The organism is Photorhabdus namnaonensis (assembly GCF_001684335.1).
Classification (GTDB): Bacteria; Pseudomonadota; Gammaproteobacteria; order Enterobacterales; family Enterobacteriaceae; genus Photorhabdus; species Photorhabdus namnaonensis.
In genome coordinates this window covers 113,596-137,979 of the sequence record NZ_LOIC01000095.1, presented here as the reverse complement: position 1 = coordinate 137,979, position 24,384 = coordinate 113,596, and the positions used below count along the sequence as shown (strand labels likewise).

The window sequence follows — 24,384 nt, the reverse complement described above, 5'->3', positions numbered from 1 at the left end:
CGTAAAAAAGCAAACGCGCCTGCCGATAACGGCAGGCGCATTATCAGACCGCTGACAAACCTCGTTGAAAATAACGGGGTCTGTTCCCTTTCATTATATACCCGCTTAACTTGAAGATGCCGGATTCAGAACCTGGAAGTTGTCATTAATACGGCCCGACAGGTTCCCGGCAAGTTCCGGTAATATTTCCGTAAAAAAACGATGGATTGCCTGCCTGAACAAGGTCGTCGAGGCGAAATAACGGTTATTCCTGACCTGTTCATTCATCACCTTCCACCGCCTTTCTATCGGGTTTCAGATTCGGGCTGTATGGCGGCAAGTAATGAAGTTCAATATTCATCACATAAGCCCAGTCTTTCACCAGCCGGCTCCGTCAAGGATAACATGAACCTTTTGACTGACCGGATAGGTTTCACGCAGGGCAATGAAAAACCCGGCGATGTGATAACTGTCGATACGGTCATACTCGTGTACCACCGTCTTACTGATATCGGCCAGATTCAGGCCCCCATCAGGTTCAGACGGGTACGGCTTCCCGTGGTTTTCACGGCGGTTTTCTGCCCTTTGCGCATCCAGCCATAAGCGAGTTTGGTCCCCTGAGTGGGATGGACGCCATCAATGAACAGGATGGGTTCATGGTCTCCGGCTTCCTGCTTGAGTTTCCCGTAGGTTTCCATAAAGGCTCGTTGCTGCTCCGCGTTGAACTTGTGTGGCACGCCGGTCGGTCTTTTATAACTGAATCCATTATGGTGCAGCCATTTATTCATGCCGGGAACAGTGTAACTGATATCCCATGCTTCTTTGACAAGGCGGATAACCGCCTGTGTGGTGGGCAGAAGATTCGCGGTCAGATAAGCGATAAGTTCCTGAGTCTGTGTTTCGCTGAGATGGCTCTGAGAGCCGCCATTTTCGGGCTTGATTTTGCGGTGATTAAGGTAATCGCTGATATGACGATTAACGGTCGTTTCATGAAGATGCAGGGCCTGAGCGATCATCACGGAACTCCAGCCCTCAGAGGCCAGCATGACTGCTTTGATGCGATCACACTCTCTCTTATCACGGCAGGTGTGATGGAGGTGTTCAAATTCAGCTTTTTGTTCATCGGTAATGAATATTTTCATGACTGATACCATGAACCTCATTTGGGCGAAAATCAAGCAGTTTCAATGAGCACAGGTATATACCCAAGAAACTTCAAGATGCAGTTTTTAGCACCTGAAAATGGTCATTAATTCTAGATGTCAGCGAGTCCGCTATATCAGGTAGCGTTGTGGTGAAAAATTTGAACACTTTGTCTCGAAATTCATGTTTATCAGCGAAATAACGGTTATTTCGAACATGTTCATTCATGACTTTCCATAATCGCTCTATCGGGTTTAAATTTGAGCTATATGGAGGAAGGTAATGTAACTCAATATTGCTAACATAAGCCCATTCCTTCACAAGATGAGCTTTGTTGTAACCTGCACCATCCACAATAAGGTGAATTTTTTGATGATAGTTAGGATAAGACTTTCTTATTTCATTGAAAAAACGGCAAATGTTGTAGTCATTGATAGTTTGATATTCCTGGAACACCGTACGACCAATGGCATTCAGGTTGAGCGCGCCCAATATATTCAGGCGAGTTCGGCTTCCTGTTGTTTTGACTGTTTTTTTCTCTCCCTTTCGTATCCAGCCATAACCGAGTTTGGTGCCTTGAATCGGGTGAACAGCGTCAAGAAAGAGGATGGGGGCGTCTTTCGCTGCGACTTTAAGATTTTCATAATATTCAATAAATTGCCTCTGTTTTTCTGCCTCGAATTTATGAGGGATACCACAAGGTTTTTTATAAGAAAAACCCTGACGGTGTAGCCATTTATTCATGCCTGGAATGCTAAAGGTAATATTCCAGAGCTGAGCAACATAGGCCACGATTTCATGTGTGTGATGGAAAAGATTTTGAGATAAGTGGTTGATTAAAAAATCAGTTTGTTCTCGAGAAAGTAAACTATCAGACCCCCATTATCAGATTGAAGTTTCCCCTGATTGAGGTAATCACCGATATGGCGGTCAACGGTGGTCTGATGGAGCCGCAATGCCTGGGCTATCATCACAGAACTCCACCCTTCAGAAGCCAGAAGGATAGCTTTTATTCTGTCTCGTACTTGACCATCACGAGTTGTGTCGTGAAGACGCTCAAGTTTGATTTTTTGTTCTGATGTAATAAATATTTTCATAGCGAGGATAATGGTCTCCATTTCGGATAAAATCAAGCATCTTCAATGATTACAGGTATAGATATACCTCCTAAAAGGTTGAGTTAAACGATATTTGAAATTCCTTTATTGCTTTATGATCTCTATCAACGACCCCTTCAGCCCACTCATTAAATAGAGCTTGAGACAGAATGTCATTTTTTATAAGTATCCTTTTGAAATTTTCATGAAATTTATTTTCGTCAACTACAGGTAAGAAAAAATCCATAAATAAATCCTTGTGATGGTATTAATTATGACTGCAATCGAGATAGACTATTTTTTCTTTGGCCCATAACTCATTGACACTTTTCGCTCCATTAAATTGAAGTATCACTGAAGGGTATCCAAAAGTATTTTTTACAGTTTCTTTTAGTTGTTCATCAACGATGCCAACCTTCAATGGACAACCATAACCTTTCATTCTTTCATTTGCCTGATTCATTAAAGAAATATCTGAATTTTTATCTATTATCCCGTTATATCGTAATATGTTATATCCAGTAAAAGTTAGGCTGGATATAATAAGTATTAAAAAAATAATAGAGCCAAATGTATAAAATGGATATTTTCGACAAAACCCGATGAATTCTCTTGCTTTACTAATTTCTTGATTGTCAATTATTATTTGTGGTTTTTTAAATAAAGAAATAAAATCTAAAGATGGAAAAAAGGTCACTCTCAGAGCTTCTTTTGGATCTAATCTTTTAAATGTTAATTCATATGTTTTATGGTCATAACTATATTCTATAGTACGGTGTATTTTGTTTGTTCTTACTATGGGAGCATAAGATAAAGGTGCTGTGAGATTAATTCTGATATTATCTAATACTCTGCCGGATAAGTTTTCTATCCATACTTGAGAGGTAAAAAAGCCTTCTATTTCTGCTTTATCACGCAATTCGGGGGGAAATAAACTTGGCATCGGTTCTTCGTATTGAATGTTCACCGGTTCAGGCGAGTCTTTACTTAACGAGTAAAGGAATGAGAAGAAAGAGAATGGATTTATCAATGTTTAGGATCCCATCATATTGATTAATTATGCAAACCTCTAATAGTAGTATCTCATTCTATAGGGAAGAATCAACCATCCTTGGTTGTAAACGCTATATTTTTTGAGCAAACTCAAACAGACTAATCACACCATTGTGGTTAACATCTAAATAATCAGCCCACCACTGGAGCATTAGACTTCGTTCATCGAAATGTTCAGCAAGATGGATGTAAGCAGCATGAACGTTGTTCCGCTCCTGATGGCTCATCTGCCTTTCAACAGCATCTCTTGACCACATTCCCGACTCGATTAAAGCACTACAATCCATAGCCCTGAATCCATGCCCACATACCTCAACGGTTGTGTCATAGCCCATCGACCTTAATGCCTTGTTAACTGTGTTTTCGCTCATAGGCTTTCTAAAATCATGATCACCAATGAATACAAGCTCACATTCACCGCTGATTTCTCTGATGGATTCCAAAAGTTCCAAGACTTGATGACAGGTGTGGGGTTCTCATTTTTGAGCCACGGTGGGAATGTTTCACTCCGGGCAATGGCTCTCGTTCTCCAGGGATAGTCCACATTGCATTTTCGAAATCGATCTCCGACCATCTTGCGAACCGGAGTTCACTGGAACGGATAAAAATGAGCAATGTTAGTTTCATAGCTAACTGAGCGAGTTTCCTACCTTTGAAGCTCTCGATTCGCTCTAAAAGCTCTGAGAACCGCTCAAATGGTAAGGCTGGTCTATGCACCCGTTTTGCCGTCGAAATAGCCCCGGCCATTTCTTGGGCGGGGTTATAGTCAATGATGCCGTTCTGAACAGCGTATCGCATTACAGCCGATGTTCTTTGCTGTAAACGAGACGCAACTCCAATCTTCCCGATGCTTCAACAGCTTTGATGGGAACAAGAAAGTCTCTTGTTTTAAGTTCAGCAATTTTCTTTTTGCCAATCACTGTGAAAAGTCCATCCTCCATGCTTTTTAGAACTCGTTCACTATGGGAGGCAGACCATTTCCTTTTGCAAGCGGTATGCCATTCTCTGGCAATGTCTTCGAATGTTAGGGCTTCGCTTTGTTCGATCTTGTCTGCTTTTTTCTTCTCGGAAGGGTCGATACCCACAAATAACAACTTTTTAGCTTCATCTCGTTTTCTTCGTGCTTCAGCGAGAGTAACCAATGGATAAACACCTAGCGCTAGGACCTTCTGTTTACCGTCAAAACGGTATTGGAGTCGCCAGTATTTAGAGCCATTTGGATTGATAAGCAGGTGCATACCCTGCTCATCAGTCAATTTGAAAGGCTTGTCAGTGGGCTTGATAGTTCTAACTTTAATATCGGTGAGAGCCATCAGTTGATACCTCCAATGTTGGTATCAAAATCTATCGAACCGGGAATACCATCAGTTATACCATCATCAGTTGGTATATGTTCAAGGATTTGAGTAGATGTTGACAGACTAAGTAAAGTCAGGAATCTGCTTAACTTACTGTTTTTGTGGACTAAACTAGACGTTAGTAGACTTGAAAAAAGCTTTTTATGGTGCCGAAGGCCGGACTCGAACCGGCACACCCGAAGGCGGTTGATTTTGAATCAACTGCGTCTACCGATTTCGCCACTTCGGCACTGAAGTAGTATGCGGAAAACGTGGGCTATTATACCTGTCAGCGATCTGTTAGCAACTGTTATCCTTCTAACTTTGGTTCAAGTGTTGAAAAAAAGATCAAACCCATCTCTCAACACACATGCGCGTTCAATTACTGAACATAAAAACGCTAAATAAACACACCTAGCAATATTTTTTCCACTTGAAATAGTTCCTTCTCTACAATACCAGAGAAAAAAAACTCCCCCGCGACAATTTTTACAATCATAGTTCGCCGAACCACCTGACGCTGATAGACAACCTATAATCACCTTATATAATCTCAGCATGATAGTTCACTATAAGGTAAATGGTTATGACGATTATTAGCTGGATTGGCGCCGGGATCTTTTTGGGCATTGTCATTGGCGCGTTGATAGCATTGTTTAAAAAGAATAAGTAGCAGTTTCTGGTCTCTCTATCCTGTTCCTGTATTCACCGGAAGTATGCCTGATTGGTCAATTCAAAATGAATAAACAGTTTTTTAAGATCTTCTCTGTTTCTACCATGATGTTGGCTCTCGCAGCCTGTTCTTCTTCTGATAAAACCTATTCGGCAAGGTTTCTGCAACCGAAGAAACAACCATTGAAATGGGAAGTGTTCGAAGGAAATGCGAGAACTAAAAAGCTGGCTTCACAGTTGGTTGACCAGTATGCACAGGATATTTTCAACGGCAGCAACGCGCAAGGCATGGCGATGGTGGTGATTGATAATAATCAGACGGTTTACCGCAGTTTCGGTGAAACCCGTCCGGGAAACGGCATCCGTCCGAAGCCCGATTCTATCATCCGTATTGCCTCGCTAACTAAGCTGATGACCAGTGAGGTTATGATCAAACTAGAAGAGGATGAGGTTCTGCGCTCTACCGATCCATTGCAGGATTATAGTTATTATGGTGTGAAAGTGCCCCTGTATAGCCCTCTTCAACCTATCCGGTTATTCCACCTGGCAAGCCATACCAGTGGTTTACCTCGTGAGCAGCCGGGAGGTAGATGGGGACGTCCTGTTTTTGTCTGGCCTACACAAGTCAACCGCTGGACTTGGTTAAAGACAGCTCAATTAGACTCCGCACCAGGCACAACAGCATCTTATTCCAATCTGGCTTACGATTTATTGGCAGATGCGCTCTCTAAAGCTACAGGTAAGCCATATACCCGTTTGTTATACGATAAGATCACCGGCCCTTATTACATGAAAGACACTACACTGACACCAAACCGTTCTCAGTGTGCTCGTTTGATGGAAAGTTATAAGCCGAGTCCGTGTCTTAATACGATTGCCGCGGCAGGCAGTGGTGGAATTTATTCAACGCCAAAAGATATGCAGCGCTGGATGCAGCAGTTTTTATCATCAGACAGTCAGTTACGTAAACAAACTGCGAGTCGCGAACAAGGCATTTATTTTAAACGTTCCGCTCTGGCTTCAATTAAAGGGATGGATGTTGCCGGTCAGGCAGATGGCGTTGGCCTTGGGTGGGTTTACATGAGCGCCCGTGGCGATGTACCGGGTGTTTATCAGAAAACTGGCGGCGGCGGCGGGTTTAATACGTATATGGCAATGATCCCCGAACAAAATATCGGGGTGTTCGTGGTGATTACTCGTAAACAACGCAGTCAGTTCAGTAGCGTAACAACGGGGGTTAATCAACTGGTAACCGCATTGTCGAGGAATCACCATCAAGCTTGATCCTTTTACGTCTTAAAATCGAGATGCCCAGGATAGGGTTTCTTAGCCAAAAACCCTATCCCTATGGCTCCCCGATTTCTAAAAGCTACTGTCTCTTAAGGAGTAAGTAAATACTCACAATAAGAAACGATAAGCTTGGCAACAGTGCTGCCAGAACCGCAGGCATGTTGTACACCAAGCTTAGTGGGCCAAAGACCTCATTAAGTACATAAAATAGGAAGCCAAAGGTTATCCCTGTTACTATCCTCACTCCCATCGGCACAGTGCGCAGTGGTCCGAAGATGAAAGAAAGCGCCATCAACATCATTACTGCAACTGAAAGTGGGGCAAATATTTTTTTCCACATATTCAGTTGATAACGCCCTGATTCTTGCCCACTCTGCTTAAGGTACTTGATGTACTGATATAAACCACTAATGGAAAGTGCTTCAGGCTCAAGCGCTACTACATTTAACTGTTCTGGCGTCAGGAGAATTTTCCAGTCAGCGGAAATACGTTGTGATCCAGTGATTTTTTTGCTGTCTGTCAGATCGGATTCCTCCACCTGAGAAAGCTTCCACAGGTCGCTATCCTCATCATAAACCGCACTGGCCGCATACTTTACAGAGAGTAGTTTTTTATCATCACTAAAATGGTAGATATTGACGCCTTTAATCTCTGTATCACTCACAATCCGCTGGATGTAGATAAAATCGTCCCCATCTTTCGCCCACATACCTTTGGTTGTTGAAACCAGAGAACCACCAAGCATCTTCTGAGCTCGGTAATTACGCGCCATCTGTTCACCTTGTGGCGCGACCCATTCACCAATAACCATTGTCAGGATCACCAACGGAATAGCCGTTTTCATCACTGAACCAGCAATTTGCATACGGGTAAATCCAGCAGCCTGCATGACTACCAACTCACTACGAGTTGCCAGCGTACCAAGCCCCAGTAAAGCGCCAAGCAAAGCGGCCATCGGGAAGAATATCTGAATATCTTTCGGCACGCTTAACAAAGCATAAAGACCCGCCGAAATAGTGGTATATTCCCCCTGCCCCACTTTTCTTAGCTGATCAACAAACTTAATAATGCCGGAAAGCGATACCAGCATAAACAGCGTCATCAGAATAGTCTGTAGAATAGTCCGCCCGATATAACGATCCAATACACCAAACATCAGGCTACCCCTCTGTCTTTGAAACGAGCCCGAATCCTACGCATCGGCAAGGTATCCCAAATATTGAGAACCAACGCCAGCGTCAAATACGCCCCGTTGACTAACCACATCCAGATAAGGGGGTCCAATTTGCCTTTACTACCGTTAGAACGCAGAGAACTTTGTAGTAAGAAGAAAATGAGATATAGCAGCATCGCTGGCAACATGCTTAGTACCCGCCCTTGACGCGGGTTTACCACACTCAAGGGTACAACCATCATAGCCATAATCAGTACCGAAAGCACCAAAGTCAGACGCCAATGGAACTCAGCGCGGGAATCTTTATCATCATCCCGCCATAACTGAACAATAGACTTCTGTTCAACTTTATGACTATCTACGATTGATGTCTGATGCCCAACAATTGCTTGATAATCACGGAATTCAGTAATTCTAAAATCACGCAACATGGCAGTACCTTCATAACGGGTACCATGATTAAGGATAACCACCTGTTTGCCATCAGGCCGCTCCACCATATGGCCACCATCAGAGATCACCACGGAAGGACGCTGGTTATCAACGGGACGAAGTTGAGCAAGGAATACGTTTTCAAATTTATTGCCGTGCACGTTGCCAATATAGAGCACCAGATTACCATCGTCGGAAGGTTTGAACCGCCCTTCCATGATAGCCGCTAAACTTGGATTAGCTTTAGCATCAGCCACCACATGTTCTTGATATTTCGAGGACCACGGCATGAGCCAAATGACATTCACTGCCGCTAGCGCGGAGGTTAACAACGCCAGAATAAGCGCCGAAACCACCAGCACACGCTTGCCTAAACCACACGCATGCATAACAGTTATTTCACTTTCAGTATAGAGTTTACTGAAAGTCATCAATACCCCAAGAAACAGACTCAGGGGCAAAATCAACTGCGCCATTTCAGGCACACCTAATCCTAATAAGGATAAAACTAAGTTTGCCGGGACGTCCCCTTCCACTGCGGCACCCAAAACTTCTACTAACTTTTGACAGAAAAAGATGAGTAAAAGGATAAAAAGTATCGCAACTTGGCTTTTCAGGGTTTCCCGTACTAGATATCTAATGATGATCACGCTTATTACGCCTGTGAAAACTTGTCTTTTTGCAGGAAAATCGCTAACTTCATTGTATATATACCATTTATTATGTGCATCAGTTTGGCTTCCTCACTGCTAAAATGATATCGAAGCATTCCATATTCAGGTTCCCAATCAGAACATACTTATATAGTTAGCTAAACAATAACAAATAGTGGGTTTAGCTTAACATAAATAGTTAATTTTCTATGGGGTAGATTAATGCGGAACGCTATATTTTAGCGATAGCATCCGTCTTTGTCTTTAAGATTCAGGAGAACGCATGGAGTTTAGTGTAAAAAGCGGTAGCCCGGAAAAACAACGTAGTGCATGTATCATTGTCGGCGTTTTCGAACCTCGTCGCCTTTCCTCTATCGCTGAACAACTCGATAAAATAAGTGACGGTTACATCAGTGCATTGCTGCGTCGCGGTGAACTAGAAGGCAAAGTTGGTCAATCACTGCTGCTGCATCATGTTCCCAATGTGTTATCTGAGCGTATTCTGCTTATCGGCTGTGGTAAAGAGCGAGAATTGGATGAACGCCAGTATAAACAGATTATTCAGAAAACTATCAATACCCTCAATGAAACGGGTTCAATGGAAGCAGTTTGCTTCTTAACAGAACTGCATGTTAAAGGCCGCAATAATTATTGGAAGGTACGCCAAGCGGTGGAAACAGCGAAAGAGTCTCTCTATGTTTTCAATCAGCTAAAAAGTAATAAAAATGAGTTGCGCCGCCCACTGCGTAAGATGGTTTTCAATGTTCCGACCCGTCGGGAGCTAACCAGCGGTGAACGTGCAATTCAGCACGGCCTTGCCATTGCCGCCGGTATCAAAGCAGCCAAAGATCTTGGTAATATGCCACCCAATATCTGTAACGCGGCTTATCTGGCTTCTCAGGCGCGCCAGCTCGCAGATTCTGCCAATAGCCATATTACAACAAAAGTGATTGGTGAAGAGCAGATGAAAGAGCTAGGCATGAATGCCTATCTGGCGGTTGGTCAAGGCTCTCAGAATGAATCTCTGATGTCAGTCATGGAATATAAAGGCAATTCTGATAAAAATGCCAAACCCATCATTCTGGTTGGTAAGGGGCTGACTTTTGACTCCGGCGGTATTTCAATCAAATCTGCTGGTGGCATGGATGAGATGAAATACGATATGTGTGGGGCTGCAACGGTTTATGGCGTGATGCGTGTGGTTTCTGAGCTACAATTACCGCTCAATGTCATCGGCGTCATGGCTGGATGTGAAAATATGCCGGGAGGTCGCGCTTACCGACCTGGAGATATTTTAACCACCCTATCTGGTCAGACGGTCGAAGTACTCAACACCGATGCCGAAGGCCGTCTGGTTCTGTGCGATGCGTTAACTTACGTTGAGCGTTTTGATCCAGAATTGGTCATTGATATCGCTACACTAACCGGGGCTTGCATAACGGCGCTTGGTAACCATTACAGTGGATTGTTATCCAACCATAATCCACTGGCCCATGAGTTACTCAATGCCTCAGAACAATCCGGTGATCGCGCATGGCGCCTGCCAATGACTGACGAGTTCCTCGAGCAAATCGATTCTAACTTTGCCGATCTGGCGAATACCGGCGGCAGTGCGGGTGGTGCGATTACCGCAGCCTGTTTCCTATCCCGCTTCGCAACAAAATATCATTGGGCGCATCTGGATATCGCGGGTACGGCCTGGCGTTCAGGTAAAGCAAAAGGCGCAACCGGTCGCCCGGTTGCACTACTGTCGCAATTCCTGTTAAATCGGGCAGGAAGTGCCGGTATCAATAACGACGATTAATTTGATTCCTCGCTTAGTTTATCAAAAGGGCATTTAACAATGCCCTTTCTCCGTAACAGAGACATTATGAAGAGTGCCACGTTTTATTTACTGGAACAGCCATCACCTCAGGCAGATTTGCAAGCTCACGAATGGCTGGCATGTCAATTTGCGGCTGACCAATGGCGAGCAGGAAAACGGGTGCTAATTGCCTGTGAAAACCAGCAACAGGCAGAAAAGTTAGATGAAACCTTATGGCAACGGGAGCCTCATCAGTTCGTCCCACATAATCTTGCTGGTGAAGGGCCAAGATATGGCGCGCCGGTTGAGTTATGTTGGCCGCAAAAACGGGGAAATTCTCCTCGTGATATTCTAATAAATCTGTTGCCGCAATTTGCAGACTTTGCCACCGCTTTCCATGAAGTGATAGACTTCGTTCCTATAGATGAAAATTTGAAACAGTTGGCGCGTGAACGATATAAGTCATATCGCAGCGTCGGCTTTAATTTGACAATGGCAACGCCGCCAACATACTAAGTATCAAGATAAAATGGAAAAAACACCCGCAACTCAAACGCAAGCCGAGCCATCTCTCGATAAAACGTACAATCCTAAAGAAATTGAACAGCCTCTTTATAACCATTGGGAGAAAAGTGGTTACTTCAAGCCCAACGGCGATACCAGCCATGAAAGTTTCTGTATTGTTATCCCGCCACCAAACGTGACAGGCAGCCTACATATGGGCCACGCGTTTCAGCAAACCATTATGGATACCATGATCCGCTATCAGCGAATGCAGGGTAAAAATACGTTGTGGCAGTCCGGTACTGACCACGCGGGCATTGCGACTCAAATGGTGGTTGAGCGCAAAATCGCGGCAGAAGAAGGCAAAACCCGCCACGATTATGGCCGTGACGCGTTTATCGATAAGATCTGGCAGTGGAAAGCAGAATCCGGCGGCACGATTACCAATCAGATGCGTCGTCTGGGTAATTCCGTTGATTGGGAGCGCGAGCGTTTCACTATGGATGAAGGTCTGTCCAACGCCGTAAAAGAAGCCTTTGTCCGTCTGTATCAAGAAAATCTCATTTATCGCGGTAAACGGCTGGTTAACTGGGACCCGAAATTGCACACTGCAATTTCCGATCTGGAAGTTGAAAACCGTGAAGTTAAAGGTTCTATGTGGCATCTGCGTTATCCATTGGCCGATGGCGTCACAACCGCAGAAGGGAAAAATTACCTGATCGTTGCAACTACCCGGCCTGAAACGATGCTAGGCGATACCGGCGTAGCAGTTAACCCGGAAGATCCACGTTATAAGGATTTAATCGGCAAAGAGATCATTCTGCCATTAGTTAACCGCCGCATTCCTATTGTTGGTGATGAACACGCGGATATGGAAAAAGGTACTGGTTGCGTAAAAATTACACCTGCCCATGACTTCAATGACTATGAAGTGGGTAAACGCCATGCCCTGCCGATGATCAATATCATGACCCTTGATGGCAACATCCGTCATGCAGCCGAAGTTTTCGATACCAATGGCGAAATTTCTGATGTTTACAGTTCTGATATTCCGGTTGAATACCAAGGCATGGAACGTTTTGCGGCTCGTAAAGCGATGGTTGCTGAGTTCGAAAGACTGGGCTTACTGGTTGAAATCAAACCTCATGATCTGACCGTTCCTTATGGCGACCGCGGCGGCGTGGTTATTGAACCCATGCTGACTGATCAATGGTATGTCCGTACCGCGCCTCTGGCGAAAGTAGCTATCGAAGCCGTTGAAAATGGCGATATCCAGTTTGTCCCTAAGCAGTATGAAAATATGTATTACTCCTGGATGCGCGATATTCAGGATTGGTGTATCTCTCGCCAATTATGGTGGGGCCACCGCATCCCGGCATGGTATGACGCCAACGGTAATGTTTATGTTGGTCGCAGTGAAGAAGAAGTCCGCCGTGAAAACAATCTGGGCGCAGACACCGCTTTAAACCAGGATGAAGATGTACTGGATACCTGGTTCTCTTCCGGTTTATGGACTTTCTCTACCCTTGGTTGGCCTGAACAAACCGAGGAGCTGAAAACTTTCCACCCAACCGATGTGTTGGTGAGCGGTTTTGATATCATCTTTTTCTGGATTGCTCGCATGATCATGATGACCATGCATTTCATCAAAGATGAAAATGGCAAACCTCAGGTTCCCTTTAAGACTGTCTACATGACCGGTCTTATCCGGGATGAAGAAGGCCAAAAGATGTCCAAATCCAAAGGGAATGTCATTGACCCACTGGACATGGTTGACGGTATTTCTCTGGAAGATCTGCTAGAAAAACGTACTGGCAATATGATGCAGCCACAGTTGGCTGAAAAAATCCGCAAACGTACCGAGAAGCAGTTCCCGACAGGTATTGAAGCGCATGGTACCGATGCCCTACGCTTTACGTTAGCGGCGCTGGCCTCAACAGGTCGTGATATCAACTGGGATATGAAACGCCTGCAAGGTTACCGTAATTTCTGTAACAAATTGTGGAATGCCAGCCGCTTTGTTCTAATGAATACAGAAGGTCAGGATTGCGGCCAAAATGGCGGTGAAATGGCGCTATCACTGGCTGATCGTTGGATTCTGGCTGAATTTAACCAGACAGTAAAAGCTTACCGTGAAGCACTGGATACCTATCGTTTTGATATGGCTGCCAATATTCTTTATGAATTCACCTGGAACCAATTCTGTGACTGGTATCTGGAGCTTTCTAAACCGGCAATTAACAAAGGTTCAGAGGCAGAAGTTCGTGGCGCCCGTCATACTCTGATCGAAGTTCTGGAAGGATTATTGCGCCTGGCTCACCCAATTATTCCATTTATCACTGAAACCATCTGGCAACGGGTAAAAGTGGTTAAAGGAATTGAAGCAGATACCATTATGCTGCAACCATTCCCTGAATTTGATCTAGCGAAAACTGATGAGTTGGCGCTGAACGATTTGGAATGGATTAAAGAAGCGATTATTGCGGTACGTAATATCCGTGCTGAAATGAATATCGCGCCAGGCAAGCCACTGGAAGTTCTGCTACGTAATGCCGATGCTGATGCACAACGCCGTGTAGCGGAAAACCTGAATTTTATTCAAGCAATGGGCCGCTTATCTTCCGTCACGCTTCTCTCTGCGGCGGGTGAAGAAGCGCCGATTTCTGTCACTAAACTGATTAATGGCGCAGAAGTATTAATTCCAATGGCTGGCTTAGTGGATAAAGAGGCTGAACTAAGCCGTTTGAATAAAGAGATTGAGAAACTGGATAAAGAAATTGGCAGCATTGAAGGCAAGCTGTCAAATGAAGGTTTCGTCAGCCGTGCGCCCGAAGCTGTTGTCGCCAAAGAGCGTGAACGTCTGGCAAGCTGCAATACCTCAAAAGAGAAGCTGCTGACTCAGAAAGAAACGATTGCCGCGTTGTAATCTTTTCAAAAAGTAAATTCTCACCAAAGCCACTGCAATTCATTGTCAGTGGCTTTTTAATTTAAATAGTAAACGATAAAATTAATAATAAGATGTAAATTGAATCTATTCCATATAAATGCCATCAAGAATATTTAAAATAACCATACCTATTTCCTTAACATGAGTGAATATTAATTTTTAAATTTACATATCTTAAATGACAATATGATATAATTTTATTTTATATATAAATCATTATAGTTAGCATATTATAGAGAGAATAAAATCATATAAATACATTATTACAAGCAAAAAGGTAAACAATAATGCAATTTTAGTCTAATTTAATATTCAATTATTTATCATTATGAATAATTTATTTCATTAAGCACTAATCAAGGTAACAATAAATTAATTTACTAATTTATAACAACCCGGAGAAATAGAATGAAAACAATTCTTACCCTATTATTGGCAAGTACTATCCAATTTGGCCTCGTACATTCCGCTAATGCAGAATCAACCCTTGATAAGATTAAATCCACCGGCACATTCAGAATAGCGACGGAAGGAGCTTATCCACCATTCACTTATCACGATTCCTCCGGTACTTTAACTGGCTTCGACGTCGACATTGGTCGTGAAATTGCACGCCGATTGAATGTCAAACCAATATTTATTGAAGGAAAATGGGACGGGCTGATTGCCGGGCTAGATGCGGGACGTTCTGATGCGGTAATTAACCAAATTGCGATTACACCTGAACGCAAGAAAAAATATGACTTCTCCATCCCCTATATCACATCGCAAGCGGTACTTATCATTAATAAAGATAACAATAACATAAGAACATTCAGCGACTTACAAGGCAAAACCTCAGCACATACTTTAACCAACAACTTCGCCCAAATAGCCAGAGATAACGGTGCGGAAATTATCGGCGCCAATGGATTTAGTCAGGAAATCGAACTGGTTAGTACCGGCAGAGCCGATGCCACGATTAATGATAACTTATCTTATCTGGACTATAAGAAGCACAAACCAAACGCACCGGTAAAAATTGTCGCAACGAGCCCCAATGCAGGGCAGACAGCCGTTTTACTTCGTCAGGGAGAGTCAGAACTAAAAGTTGCTATTGATAAAGCAATAACTGACATCAAAGCCGATGGTACCTATCAACGTATTTGGGCTAACTATTTTGGTGATAATCCTTCCGAATAAGTGAAAATACCTGCTTAATTCAGATATACAGTTCCCTGGAAGTTAACGAAAAATTTTCGCCCAGGGGACTTTATTATTAACATTGTTGAATTAAATAATTAGAAAATATTTTAACCAAATATTAGATATATTAATTTATATAAACCAATTGATATATCTAAAATGACAATATGATATAACTATATCTTATATATGTAAGTTGACAGCTTGCCATATGATATTTAAAAAAATTACTATAAATATATATACCCTATGGATTTCAAGATGCATCGCGACGGCAAGGGAGCGAATCCCCGGGAGCATAGAAAACTATGTGACCGGGGTGAGTGAGTGCAGCCAACAAAGAGGCAACTTGAAAGATGACGGGTATAGTTATATTACACACAATAGGGAAAATATATGGAACCCTCCTGGTTCAATTTAGTACTCGATTCTTTTTGGCCTATGCTTTATGCGGGCTTTACCTTCACTATTCCACTAACTCTCATTACTTTTACTCTCGGTATCATACTAGGTTTTATCGTGGCGCTCATTCGGCTTTACGGGCCAAAACCGCTTATTGCTGTCGCCAAATTCTACGTCTGGTTGATCCGTGGTACGCCGTTGTTGGTACAACTGTTTCTTATTTTTTATGCCTTACCTAGTGTCGGCGTTACGTTAGGCGCATTCACCTCAGCGGTGATTGGTTTCACTTTGAATATTGGCGCTTATACCTCCGAGGTGATTCGCGCTACTTTATTGTCTGTACCAAAAGGGCAGTGGGAAGCGGCTTACTCTATCGGTATGAGCTGGACACAATCATTACGTCGGATCATTCTACCTCAAGCCGCAAGAATCGCGATTCCACCACTCTCAAACACATTTATTTCACTGGTGAAAGATACTTCACTAGCCTCAGTCATCACCGTCCCGGAGCTTTTCCTTGCCGCACAACGTATTGCTGCGGTGACTTATCAACCACTCATTCTTTATACTGAGGCGGCAATACTTTATCTGATAATCAGTTCAGTGTTGTCATCACTACAAGCCCGTCTGGAAAAGAAGTTTTCGCAAAAGAATGACACACAGGAATTAAAAGATGATCCAACTCTCCGGCATTGAAAAAAGTTTTGACGGGCACAAAGTCCTGACACAAATCGATCTCACCATTGAAGAAGGCAGCCTGACCGCACTGATTGGCCCATCAGGAAGTGGCAAAAGCACGCTATTACGCTGCATCAACTTATTAGAAACTCCCCAAGTCGGGAAGCTCCAAATCGGCAATGAAAGCATGACTTTCACCGGCAAAGGACGGATTGCTCACAAGGATATACAACGAATTCGCCAACAAACCGGCATGGTATTTCAAAACTTTCAGCTTTTTCCCCACCTCACAGTCATTGAAAACATTATGGAAGGATTAATCTGGGTTCAGAAATGGTCACGTGAACAAGCTAAACAGCGAGCGCTTGAACTACTGGAAAAGGTTGACATGTCACATAAGGCCGATGTCTTTCCAGCCACGCTATCCGGTGGTCAGCAACAGCGCGTAGCGATTGCCCGGGCGCTGGCGCCTTCGCCCAAGGTGTTATTGTGCGACGAGCCAACTTCCGCGCTTGATCCAGAATTATCGCAGGAAGTTGTTGCCGTATTGAAACAGTTGGCTAAAGAAGGAACCACGATGTTAATGGCTACCCATGATCTGCGTCTGGCAGCCAATCTTGCCCACGACGTCATATTTTTAGAATCCGGGGAAATTGTCGAATCGGGAACGTCGAAAACGATTTTCACCCGAGCCGTTAAGCAACGTACTGTGGAATTTGTTTCAACCTTAACCAATACTTTACCGGATTGGGAGATATAACCCACCGTTAAAATAACCTTGCCGTAATTGATCCAAGAATCAGTTAATGACCATCAAATAAATTTTTTAACAGTTTGGAGAAAGAAAATGAAAACGTTGTTCACCGCATTATTAGCGGGTGTTATTCAATTCGGCATTGCATATTCTGCACATGCAGAGTCTGGCCTTGATAATATTAAATCAACAGGGGTATTCAAAATCGCTACCGAAGGAACTTACCCGCCATTTACCTATCACGATGCCTCAGGAGCTTTAACTGGATTTGATATTGATATTGGCCGCGAAATCGCACGACGTCTGAATGTCAAAGCCGAGTTTACCGAAGGCAAATGGGATGGGCTTATTGCCGGGCTGGATGCTAAACGCTATGACGCGGTACTTAATCAGGTCGCGATTACGCCAGAACGCCAAAAGAAATATGACTTTTCCGCGCCATATATCATATCTAAAGCCGTACTTATCACCCGGAAAAATAATGACAATATAAAAACGTTTAGCGATCTGAAAGGTAAAACCTCCAGCCATAGCTTAACCAGCAATTATGCCCGGTTGGCAAAACGTTTCGGTGCGGAAATCGTCCCAACCGAAGGATTTAATCAGGCCATCGATTTGGTTGCCACAGGCAGGGCTGATGCTACTATCAACGATAATCTGTCCTATCTCGATTTTAGGAAACACAAACCCAATGCACCGGTAAAAGTTGTCGCGTCCGAACCCAATGGCGATCCAGTCGGTGTGCTAATCCGTAAAGGCGAACCAGAATTACAAGCCGCTATCGATAAGGCACTAGCCGATATCAAAGCCGATGGCACCTATCTACGCATTTCCACTCAGTATTTCGGTACCGATGTTTCCAAATAAGAAAATAACCGCCTCTGCTTGCAAGAGGTGGTTATTTATCAATTAATTATTTCTCTTTTTACATTCAAAAAATTTCAATTATTATTAAATTAATATCTTCTCGTTAATAATTATTTTAAACATATATTCAAGATAGTTATTAATTAATTTCCATTTAATCAAAATTAAATAACCAAAATATTTATTTCAGTGTAAAAATATCATTTAATAAAAACAATCTCTTTCCTCTTTACCATTTTATCCCTATCTATTGAAATACTAATTCTCATACTGTCAATTTCAAAAATTACCATACTGTTCTGTTAAAGGTTTTATTCATTCCATAGTAAAGTCTCAGTTCGTTACTATTAAACCAGCCAACAGACTAAAACAGCATAAGGAGCTGCAATATGAGTCATGACAATTCTGCAATTAACCGAAATACTCCCTCTGTCAGCGTACGAGATAATCGAGGGTTGAATATCCGTACGCTGGAATATCGGCGTACTCAAACCGATGAAACCAATAGCGACGAATTGATCACTCGCTATGAATTTAATATTCAAGGATTTCAAGTAAAAAGCACAGACCCACGTAGATATAAAAATCAGAGTGGTTCAAACTTCACTCGTACCTTTAATCTCATTGGTAATACGCTGCGTCAAGAAAGTATCGATGCCGGCCGAACCATTACATTAAACGATATCGAAGGACGCCCTGTACTGACTATCAATGCAATTGACAATCGCCAGACCCATCACTATGAAGGTAATACCTTACCCGGCCGCTTACTGGCTATTACCGAGTCAATACAAAAGAACGAGAAAACCACAGAGCGCTTTATTTGGGCAAACAATACCGATGCAGAGAAAAACCAGAATCTCGCCGGGCAATGTATACGCCATTATGACACGGCGGGATTGACACAATTGGAAAGTCTGTCCTTGACGGGAGCGGTTTTATCACAATCTCGTCAATTAATAGCCGATAACCAAGAAACTGACTGGCACGGTGATGATGAAAATAGTTGGCGTACAAAACTGAATGACAACATATTCACGACTCAAAATAAAACTGATGCCTTTGGTGCTCTGCTAACCCAAATCGATTCTAAGGGAAATATACAGCGGCTGGCCTATGATGTAGCAGGTCAATTGAAAGGTAGCTGGTTAACACTAAAAGGCCAATCCGAAAAAGTTATTGTGCAATCTATTACCTGGTCAGCAGCCGGACAGAAATTACGAGAAGAACATGGTAACGGCGTTATTACGGAATATACCTATGAACCAGAGACCCAACGATTAATTAACATTAAAACTCGCCGGACTAAAGATAGCACAAAACCACTACAGGATTTACGTTATGAATATGATCCCGTTGGCAATGTGATCAATATTCGTAATGATGCAGAAGCAACCCGATTCTGGCGTAATCAGAAAATAGTACCGGAAAATGCGTATGCCTATGACTCTCTGTACCAACTCACCAAAGCAACCGGCCGTGAGATGGCTAACATTGGTCAGCAAGGAAGCCAGCTCCCTCCTTTAATTACCCCTCTTCCTACCGATGACAATACCTATACTAACTACACTCGCACTTATACCTACGACGATAGCGGCAACCTGATACAAATCCGGCATAGCGCTCCGGCAAGTAACAATAACTACACCACAGATATCACCATTTCAAACCGCAATAACCGTGGTGTCCTCAGTACCCTCACCAACGATCCCAATCTCGTTGATACATTCTTTGATGCAGGTGGTCATCAAACCAGTCTGCTATCAGGGCAATCCTTAAACTGGACACCACGGGGAGAACTACAACAAGTGAACCAAAGTGGTAACAGCGTGCGCGAATGGTACCGCTATGGCAGTGACGGAATGCGGCTATTGAAAATAAATGAACAGCAAACACCCAATGCCACGCAACAACAACGAGTCACTTACCTGCCAGGGTTGGAATTACATACCACTCAAAGCGGCGCCAATATCACCGAAGACTTGCAAATTATTACTGTCGGGCAGGCAGGGAAAGCACAAGTACGCGTTCTACACTGGGAAAAAGGCCAACCCACTGGCATAGATAACGATCAAGTCAGATACAGCTACGATAATCTTACACACAGCAGCGAATTAGAACTGGATATGCACGGTGAAATTATCAGTTGGGAAGAGTATTACCCCTACGGCGGCACCGCAGTATGGGCGGCAAGAAATCAGGTTGAAGCGGGTTACAAAACCATTCGTTATTCAGGCAAAGAGCGTGATGCAACGGGACTGTACTATTACGGCTACCGTTATTATCAACCTTGGGCCGGTAGATGGTTAAGCGCTGACCCAGCTGGCACAGTAGATGGCCTGAATTTGTACCGTATGGTAAGAAATAATCCAATGACTGGCATAGATGAAGATGGGCGTATCTTTAAAACCGTAGCAACAGGTGCATTAGGTGTTGGCGGTATGGTATACGAACTTTACAAACATCAAAATCAACAAACTGAAAAACCTCAGATGCCATCTTCTGCTTCTGAATCCTATGGTGATCAACAAGTCAGCAAAATCACCCAAAAAGCGAGTGCTTTAAAAGCAAACTATGACCCGATGAAGCAGATGGCCCATAACATAGCGGGACGCAAAGAAGCCGCAGAACATCTCGCACAGGGACAAGTCCCCGGCGCTCAAGCAATAAAAGAAGGGGCAAGTTTAGTCGCGACCGCCGGAGAATTTGCCGCGGCTGGCAATGTCGGTGAACTAAACAAAACTGAGCTAACAAAAGCCGCAGGCACCGATGCAATTAATAATCTTAGTCTCACTTTCGAAGGTATAAAAAAAGTATTTAAGGCAGGTGCGGCTACTGCTACCGTCACCCCAGAAAAATTGGAAGAGCTGCAAAAAGCAACTGATGATTTAAAAGAGGTGGCAACAGATACACTCATCACCGGGGCATCGCTGGGTGCGGCAGTCGGCGCCACACTGGATACCGCCGCCGCAGTCGTACCACATCCGGTAGCCAAAGTGGCGTTCAAAGGTCTGTCATTGGCGTGGAAAGTAACCGGCGTTGTTCACACCGCAGAAGAATTAAGCGAGCTCGCAGAGAAACATAAGGATCTGGTTTCTAATGAGTTAGGACAAGAATTAAAAAGGGAAGTCACCGAGGCAAACCAAATTAGGAGAGGAACTATTCTTGCAAAAGTCAAAGAACACGGTTTGATAAGATAGTCTATTAAATACAATAGTCCTTATTCGCCAAAGCAGATAAGGACTATTTTGTTTTGAATCACATGTATCAATCACGACCAGAGCTAATACAGGATTCTTAACATATTGATTATACCCGTCATCTTTCAAGTTGCCTCTTTGTTGGCGGCACTCACTCACCCCGATCACATAGTTCTCTATGCTCCCGGGGATTCGCTCCCTGGCCGTCGCGATGCATCTTGAAATCCATTGGGTATATACTAATGAAGTCTACTCTCACCCTGCTCCGGCAAATCATCTTCATCTTGCTCATCAGGATCTTCGAAGTAAGTGCCCCAACCGTCATAATTAATGCCAGTTTTTTCCGCCAGATTCACCAACTGTTCAACCTGGGCATCAATCAATTCCGCATTCAATCCACACTCACTGATAACATCACAACACATCAGAATCGTACCATCTTCGACTTCCAATTCTTCCGCGTCAGTCACTTCATAACCCAGTTTAAAGGCTTCAACCGCGGCCTTTTCCAACAGACTAAAATCCTCAGCAGAAAAGTGATGTTCAATGGCATAAAGTGCATCAGGATCACTACCATCTTCCAGTAATTCTTCAATAATAAGGCGCGTTTCTTCGCGTTGTTCTTCTAAGTCTCTTTGATTTGCCATACCAAATATCCTCAAGCAGTTGGCCGTCCCAATCCCCATTCTCCCACACCATAGGCAGGCTAACCACTGTTTACATCAAAGAAATCCAATACGGAGTTGAAATTGCATTTTTATAGATATAAATTGAATTTAAATGCAAACAATAAATACGGAGACACCAAACAATGAATCCGTTCCACCAGCGTCATTTTCTAAGGTTACTTGATTTTTCCTCGGCAGAAATTCACGCCTTGTTAAAGCTAGCGGCTGAATTAAAATCGACTAAAAAATCTGGTACAGAAAAAGCCCTGTTAACAGGCAAAAACATCGTGCTGATTTTTGAAAAAGATTCCACCCGTACCCGCTGTTCATTTGAAGTGGCAGCTTACGATCAAGGAGCAAATATCACCTACCTCGGTTCCAGTGGTAACCAGATTGGTCATAAAGAATCGATCAAAGATACCGCTCGTATACTTGGCCGTATGTATGACGGTATTCAATATCGCGGCTATGCCCAAACAATCGTTGAATCGCTGGCAAAATATGCAGGTGTTCCAGTATGGAATGGGCTAACAAACGAATTTCACCCTACTCAACTACTGGCCGATCTGCTAACTATTCAGGAACATCAACCAGAAAAACCATTGTCAGAAATCAAATTCTCCTACTTGGGGGATGCCCGTAACAATATGGGTAATACCATGCTAGAAGCCGCGGCACTAACGGGCATGGATGTTCGGCTGATTGCCCCTGAAAAGTACTGGCCCAATGCCGCGCTGGTGACTGAATGTCAGAAACTGGCTGAAAAAACAGGAGGTAAAATTACTCTGACGGAAAATATCGCCGAAGGGGTTAAAAATACTGATTTTCTTTATACCGATGTGTGGGTTTCGATGGGCGAGCCAAAAGAAGTTTGGCAACAACGAATTAACCTCCTGAAACCTTATCAAGTGAATATGGATGTGGTGAACATGACAGGCAATCCACAGGTAAAATTCCTGCACTGTCTGCCGGCATTTCATGATGAAGAAACGATATTAGGCAAACAGCTCGCGGCTGAATTTAATATGTATGGCGGGCTGGAAGTTACCAATGAAGTTTTTGAATCAGAGCACAGTATTGTGTTTGATCAAGGAGAAAATCGTCTGCATACCATTAAAGCGGTAATGGTGGCGACACTAGCAAATGATCTTAAAATTTAATTAGTTGAGATATCGGCAGGATCATGTCTTTAAAGATATGATCCTACCAATCTTATTTTTCTTCGGTCAAATAGTTGCTGTAAGATTTTTCACGAGTATAATGCGCGACAATTTGCCGGGAGAAATCATGAAAAACAGCGCTTATTTTTGTCATAAAGCACAATTGCCTGAAAGAGGGCGGCTAGCCGTCATTGTTTTCCCGTTGCTAAACCAATTATTTGACCGCCCCTCATTGAGGGGCTTTTTTTTGCCCGGTAATCAATTCATGATCGCCATCCCGGATGTCAGCATTAGAGGAGAGTGAAAAATGGCTAATCCGTTATATCGCAAACATATCATCTCAATAAATGATCTGAGCCGCGAAGATCTGGAGTTGGTGTTGCAGACTGCCGCTGCACTGAAAGCCAGACCACAACCTGAATTGCTGAAACCCAAGGTTATCGCCAGTTGTTTCTTCGAAGCTTCCACCCGTACTCGCCTCTCTTTTGAAACAGCAATCCATCGCCTTGGCGCTTCAGTTGTCGGTTTCTCAGACAGCAGCAACACCTCCCTAGGTAAGAAAGGTGAAACGCTAGCCGATACTATTTCCGTTATCAGCCAATATGTTGACGCCATCGTGATACGCCATCCACAGGAAGGCGCCCCACGTCTGGCTTCTGAGTTTTCCGGCCACACTCCGATTATCAATGCCGGTGACGGCGCCAACCAACATCCGACTCAAACCTTGTTGGATCTGTTCACGATTCAGGAAACTCAGCAACGGCTGGATAGTTTGAATATCGCGATGGTTGGTGATCTGAAATATGGCCGCACGGTCCATTCGCTATCACAAGCGCTGGCGAAATTTAATGGCAATCACTTTTATTTTATCGCCCCGGAAGCATTGGCAATGCCAAACCATATTCTTCATATGCTGAATGAAAAAGGTGCAACCTACAGTCAACACTCGAATATTGAAGAAGTATTACCGGAACTAGATATTCTTTATATGACTCGTGTACAGAAAGAGCGCCTTGATCCATCCGAATATGCCAACGTAAAAGCACAATTTGTTCTACGCGCCTCCGATCTACTCGGAGCGAAAGAGAACCTCAAAGTTCTGCATCCGTTGCCACGTATTGATGAAATTACTGTCGATGTAGATGAAACGCCCTATGCTTATTATTTCCAACAGGCAGAGAATGGTATTTATGCTCGTCAGGCTCTATTATCTTTAGTTTTAAGTGAATGATTAAAATAGAGAAAATACTTTTTTATCCACGAATATAATGGGTTATTATTTTCTTCTGGAATAACGATTAATCAGTCTGTTGACCACCTTCGGTATCGAAGACAAACCCGATATGATGCCAAAATACGTCTTGCCCATCCAGTGAGCAAGACAG

17 protein-coding genes, 1 tRNA gene and 3 pseudogenes are annotated in these 24,384 nt (G+C 43.4%); 12 read left to right on the top strand and 9 right to left on the bottom strand.

Annotation, left to right across the window (positions count from 1 at the left end; all coding sequences use genetic code 11):
* Positions 1 to 105: 105 nt before the first annotated feature.
* The 6 genes and pseudogenes from Phpb_RS22025 to Phpb_RS22000 all read right to left on the bottom strand — a co-directional run bounded on the left by Phpb_RS22025 (position 106) and on the right by Phpb_RS22000 (position 4,859).
* Positions 106 to 1,121, bottom strand: a pseudogene (locus tag Phpb_RS22025) (IS630 family transposase).
* A gap of 73 nt (positions 1,122 to 1,194) precedes the next feature.
* Positions 1,195 to 2,219: pseudogene (locus Phpb_RS22020) on the bottom strand (IS630 family transposase).
* Between the two features lie 70 nt (positions 2,220 to 2,289).
* Positions 2,290 to 2,466 carry a hypothetical protein gene (locus tag Phpb_RS26185; protein ID WP_165603330.1) on the bottom strand — a complete coding sequence of 59 codons (177 nt, stop codon included), beginning with the start codon at positions 2,464 to 2,466 and terminating at the stop codon, positions 2,290 to 2,292.
* Positions 2,467 to 2,487: 21 nt separating this feature from the next.
* Positions 2,488 to 3,162, bottom strand: coding sequence for a hypothetical protein (locus Phpb_RS22010; RefSeq protein WP_240492654.1), 675 nt, complete (start codon positions 3,160 to 3,162; stop codon positions 2,488 to 2,490).
* A 181-nt stretch (positions 3,163 to 3,343) separates the two neighbouring features.
* Positions 3,344 to 4,585, bottom strand: a pseudogene (locus Phpb_RS22005) (tyrosine-type recombinase/integrase).
* A 189-nt stretch (positions 4,586 to 4,774) separates the two neighbouring features.
* Positions 4,775 to 4,859: transfer RNA gene (locus Phpb_RS22000), tRNA-Leu, on the bottom strand.
* Positions 4,860 to 5,347: 488 nt separating this feature from the next.
* On the opposite strand from Phpb_RS22000, the gene ampH reads away from it, so the two are divergent.
* A complete protein-coding gene (gene ampH, locus Phpb_RS21995; RefSeq protein ID WP_065392224.1) occupies positions 5,348 to 6,565 on the top strand; it encodes a D-alanyl-D-alanine-carboxypeptidase/endopeptidase AmpH in 1,218 nt (405 codons plus the stop codon).
* An 85-nt stretch (positions 6,566 to 6,650) separates the two neighbouring features.
* On the opposite strand, the gene lptG is transcribed toward ampH, so the two are convergent.
* Positions 6,651 to 7,727 carry an LPS export ABC transporter permease LptG gene (gene lptG, locus Phpb_RS21990; protein ID WP_065392223.1) on the bottom strand — a complete coding sequence of 359 codons (1,077 nt, stop codon included), beginning with the start codon at positions 7,725 to 7,727 and terminating at the stop codon, positions 6,651 to 6,653.
* On the bottom strand, positions 7,727 to 8,827 hold the full coding sequence (gene lptF, locus Phpb_RS21985; RefSeq protein ID WP_065392222.1) for an LPS export ABC transporter permease LptF: 1,101 nt from the start codon (positions 8,825 to 8,827) through the stop codon (positions 7,727 to 7,729). Before lptF ends, lptG begins: the two co-directional genes overlap by 1 nt.
* Positions 8,828 to 9,113: 286 nt before the next feature.
* Here lptF and pepA point away from each other — a divergent pair, with 286 nt between their 5' ends.
* The 8 genes from pepA to Phpb_RS21945 all read left to right on the top strand — a co-directional run bounded on the left by pepA (position 9,114) and on the right by Phpb_RS21945 (position 21,171).
* The gene (pepA, locus tag Phpb_RS21980; RefSeq protein WP_065392221.1) at positions 9,114 to 10,634 is read left to right on the top strand and encodes a leucyl aminopeptidase; all 1,521 of its coding nucleotides are present in this window, start codon (positions 9,114 to 9,116) and stop codon (positions 10,632 to 10,634) included.
* A 66-nt stretch (positions 10,635 to 10,700) separates the two neighbouring features.
* Positions 10,701 to 11,150 carry a DNA polymerase III subunit chi gene (locus Phpb_RS21975; protein ID WP_065392220.1) on the top strand — a complete coding sequence of 150 codons (450 nt, stop codon included), beginning with the start codon at positions 10,701 to 10,703 and terminating at the stop codon, positions 11,148 to 11,150.
* 13 nt (positions 11,151 to 11,163) lie between these two features.
* Entirely contained in the window at positions 11,164 to 14,064 is a 2,901-nt protein-coding gene (locus Phpb_RS21970; protein ID WP_065392219.1) for a valine--tRNA ligase, read from the top strand.
* A gap of 429 nt (positions 14,065 to 14,493) precedes the next feature.
* Positions 14,494 to 15,267, top strand: a complete 774-nt coding sequence (locus Phpb_RS21965) for an amino acid ABC transporter substrate-binding protein (protein ID WP_065392218.1) — start codon at positions 14,494 to 14,496, stop codon at positions 15,265 to 15,267.
* 399 nt (positions 15,268 to 15,666) lie between these two features.
* Positions 15,667 to 16,368: an amino acid ABC transporter permease gene (locus Phpb_RS21960; protein ID WP_065392217.1), complete on the top strand. Its 702-nt coding sequence runs from the start codon at positions 15,667 to 15,669 to the stop codon at positions 16,366 to 16,368.
* A complete protein-coding gene (locus Phpb_RS21955) occupies positions 16,346 to 17,110 on the top strand; it encodes an amino acid ABC transporter ATP-binding protein (protein WP_065392216.1) in 765 nt (254 codons plus the stop codon). The genes Phpb_RS21960 and Phpb_RS21955 overlap by 23 nt, the downstream gene beginning before the upstream one ends.
* An 87-nt stretch (positions 17,111 to 17,197) precedes the next feature.
* Complete coding sequence (locus Phpb_RS21950) at positions 17,198 to 17,971, top strand: amino acid ABC transporter substrate-binding protein (protein ID WP_065392215.1); 774 nt, start codon at positions 17,198 to 17,200, stop codon at positions 17,969 to 17,971.
* Between the two features lie 389 nt (positions 17,972 to 18,360).
* The gene (locus Phpb_RS21945) at positions 18,361 to 21,171 is read left to right on the top strand and encodes an RHS repeat-associated core domain-containing protein (RefSeq protein WP_065392214.1); all 2,811 of its coding nucleotides are present in this window, start codon (positions 18,361 to 18,363) and stop codon (positions 21,169 to 21,171) included.
* Between the two features lie 239 nt (positions 21,172 to 21,410).
* Here Phpb_RS21945 and rraB read toward each other — a convergent pair whose 3' ends face one another.
* Complete coding sequence (rraB, locus tag Phpb_RS21940; protein WP_065392213.1) at positions 21,411 to 21,818, bottom strand: ribonuclease E inhibitor RraB; 408 nt, start codon at positions 21,816 to 21,818, stop codon at positions 21,411 to 21,413.
* A 164-nt stretch (positions 21,819 to 21,982) separates the two neighbouring features.
* On the opposite strand from rraB, the gene argF reads away from it, so the two are divergent.
* From argF to pyrB, 3 genes are all read left to right on the top strand, one after another.
* Positions 21,983 to 22,999: an ornithine carbamoyltransferase gene (argF, locus tag Phpb_RS21935; RefSeq protein ID WP_065392212.1), complete on the top strand. Its 1,017-nt coding sequence runs from the start codon at positions 21,983 to 21,985 to the stop codon at positions 22,997 to 22,999.
* A gap of 127 nt (positions 23,000 to 23,126) precedes the next feature.
* A complete protein-coding gene (locus tag Phpb_RS27155; protein WP_240492653.1) occupies positions 23,127 to 23,303 on the top strand; it encodes a hypothetical protein in 177 nt (58 codons plus the stop codon).
* A 3-nt stretch (positions 23,304 to 23,306) separates the two neighbouring features.
* Positions 23,307 to 24,230, top strand: a complete 924-nt coding sequence (pyrB, locus tag Phpb_RS21925; protein WP_065392211.1) for an aspartate carbamoyltransferase — start codon at positions 23,307 to 23,309, stop codon at positions 24,228 to 24,230.
* Positions 24,231 to 24,384: the final 154 nt, after the last annotated feature.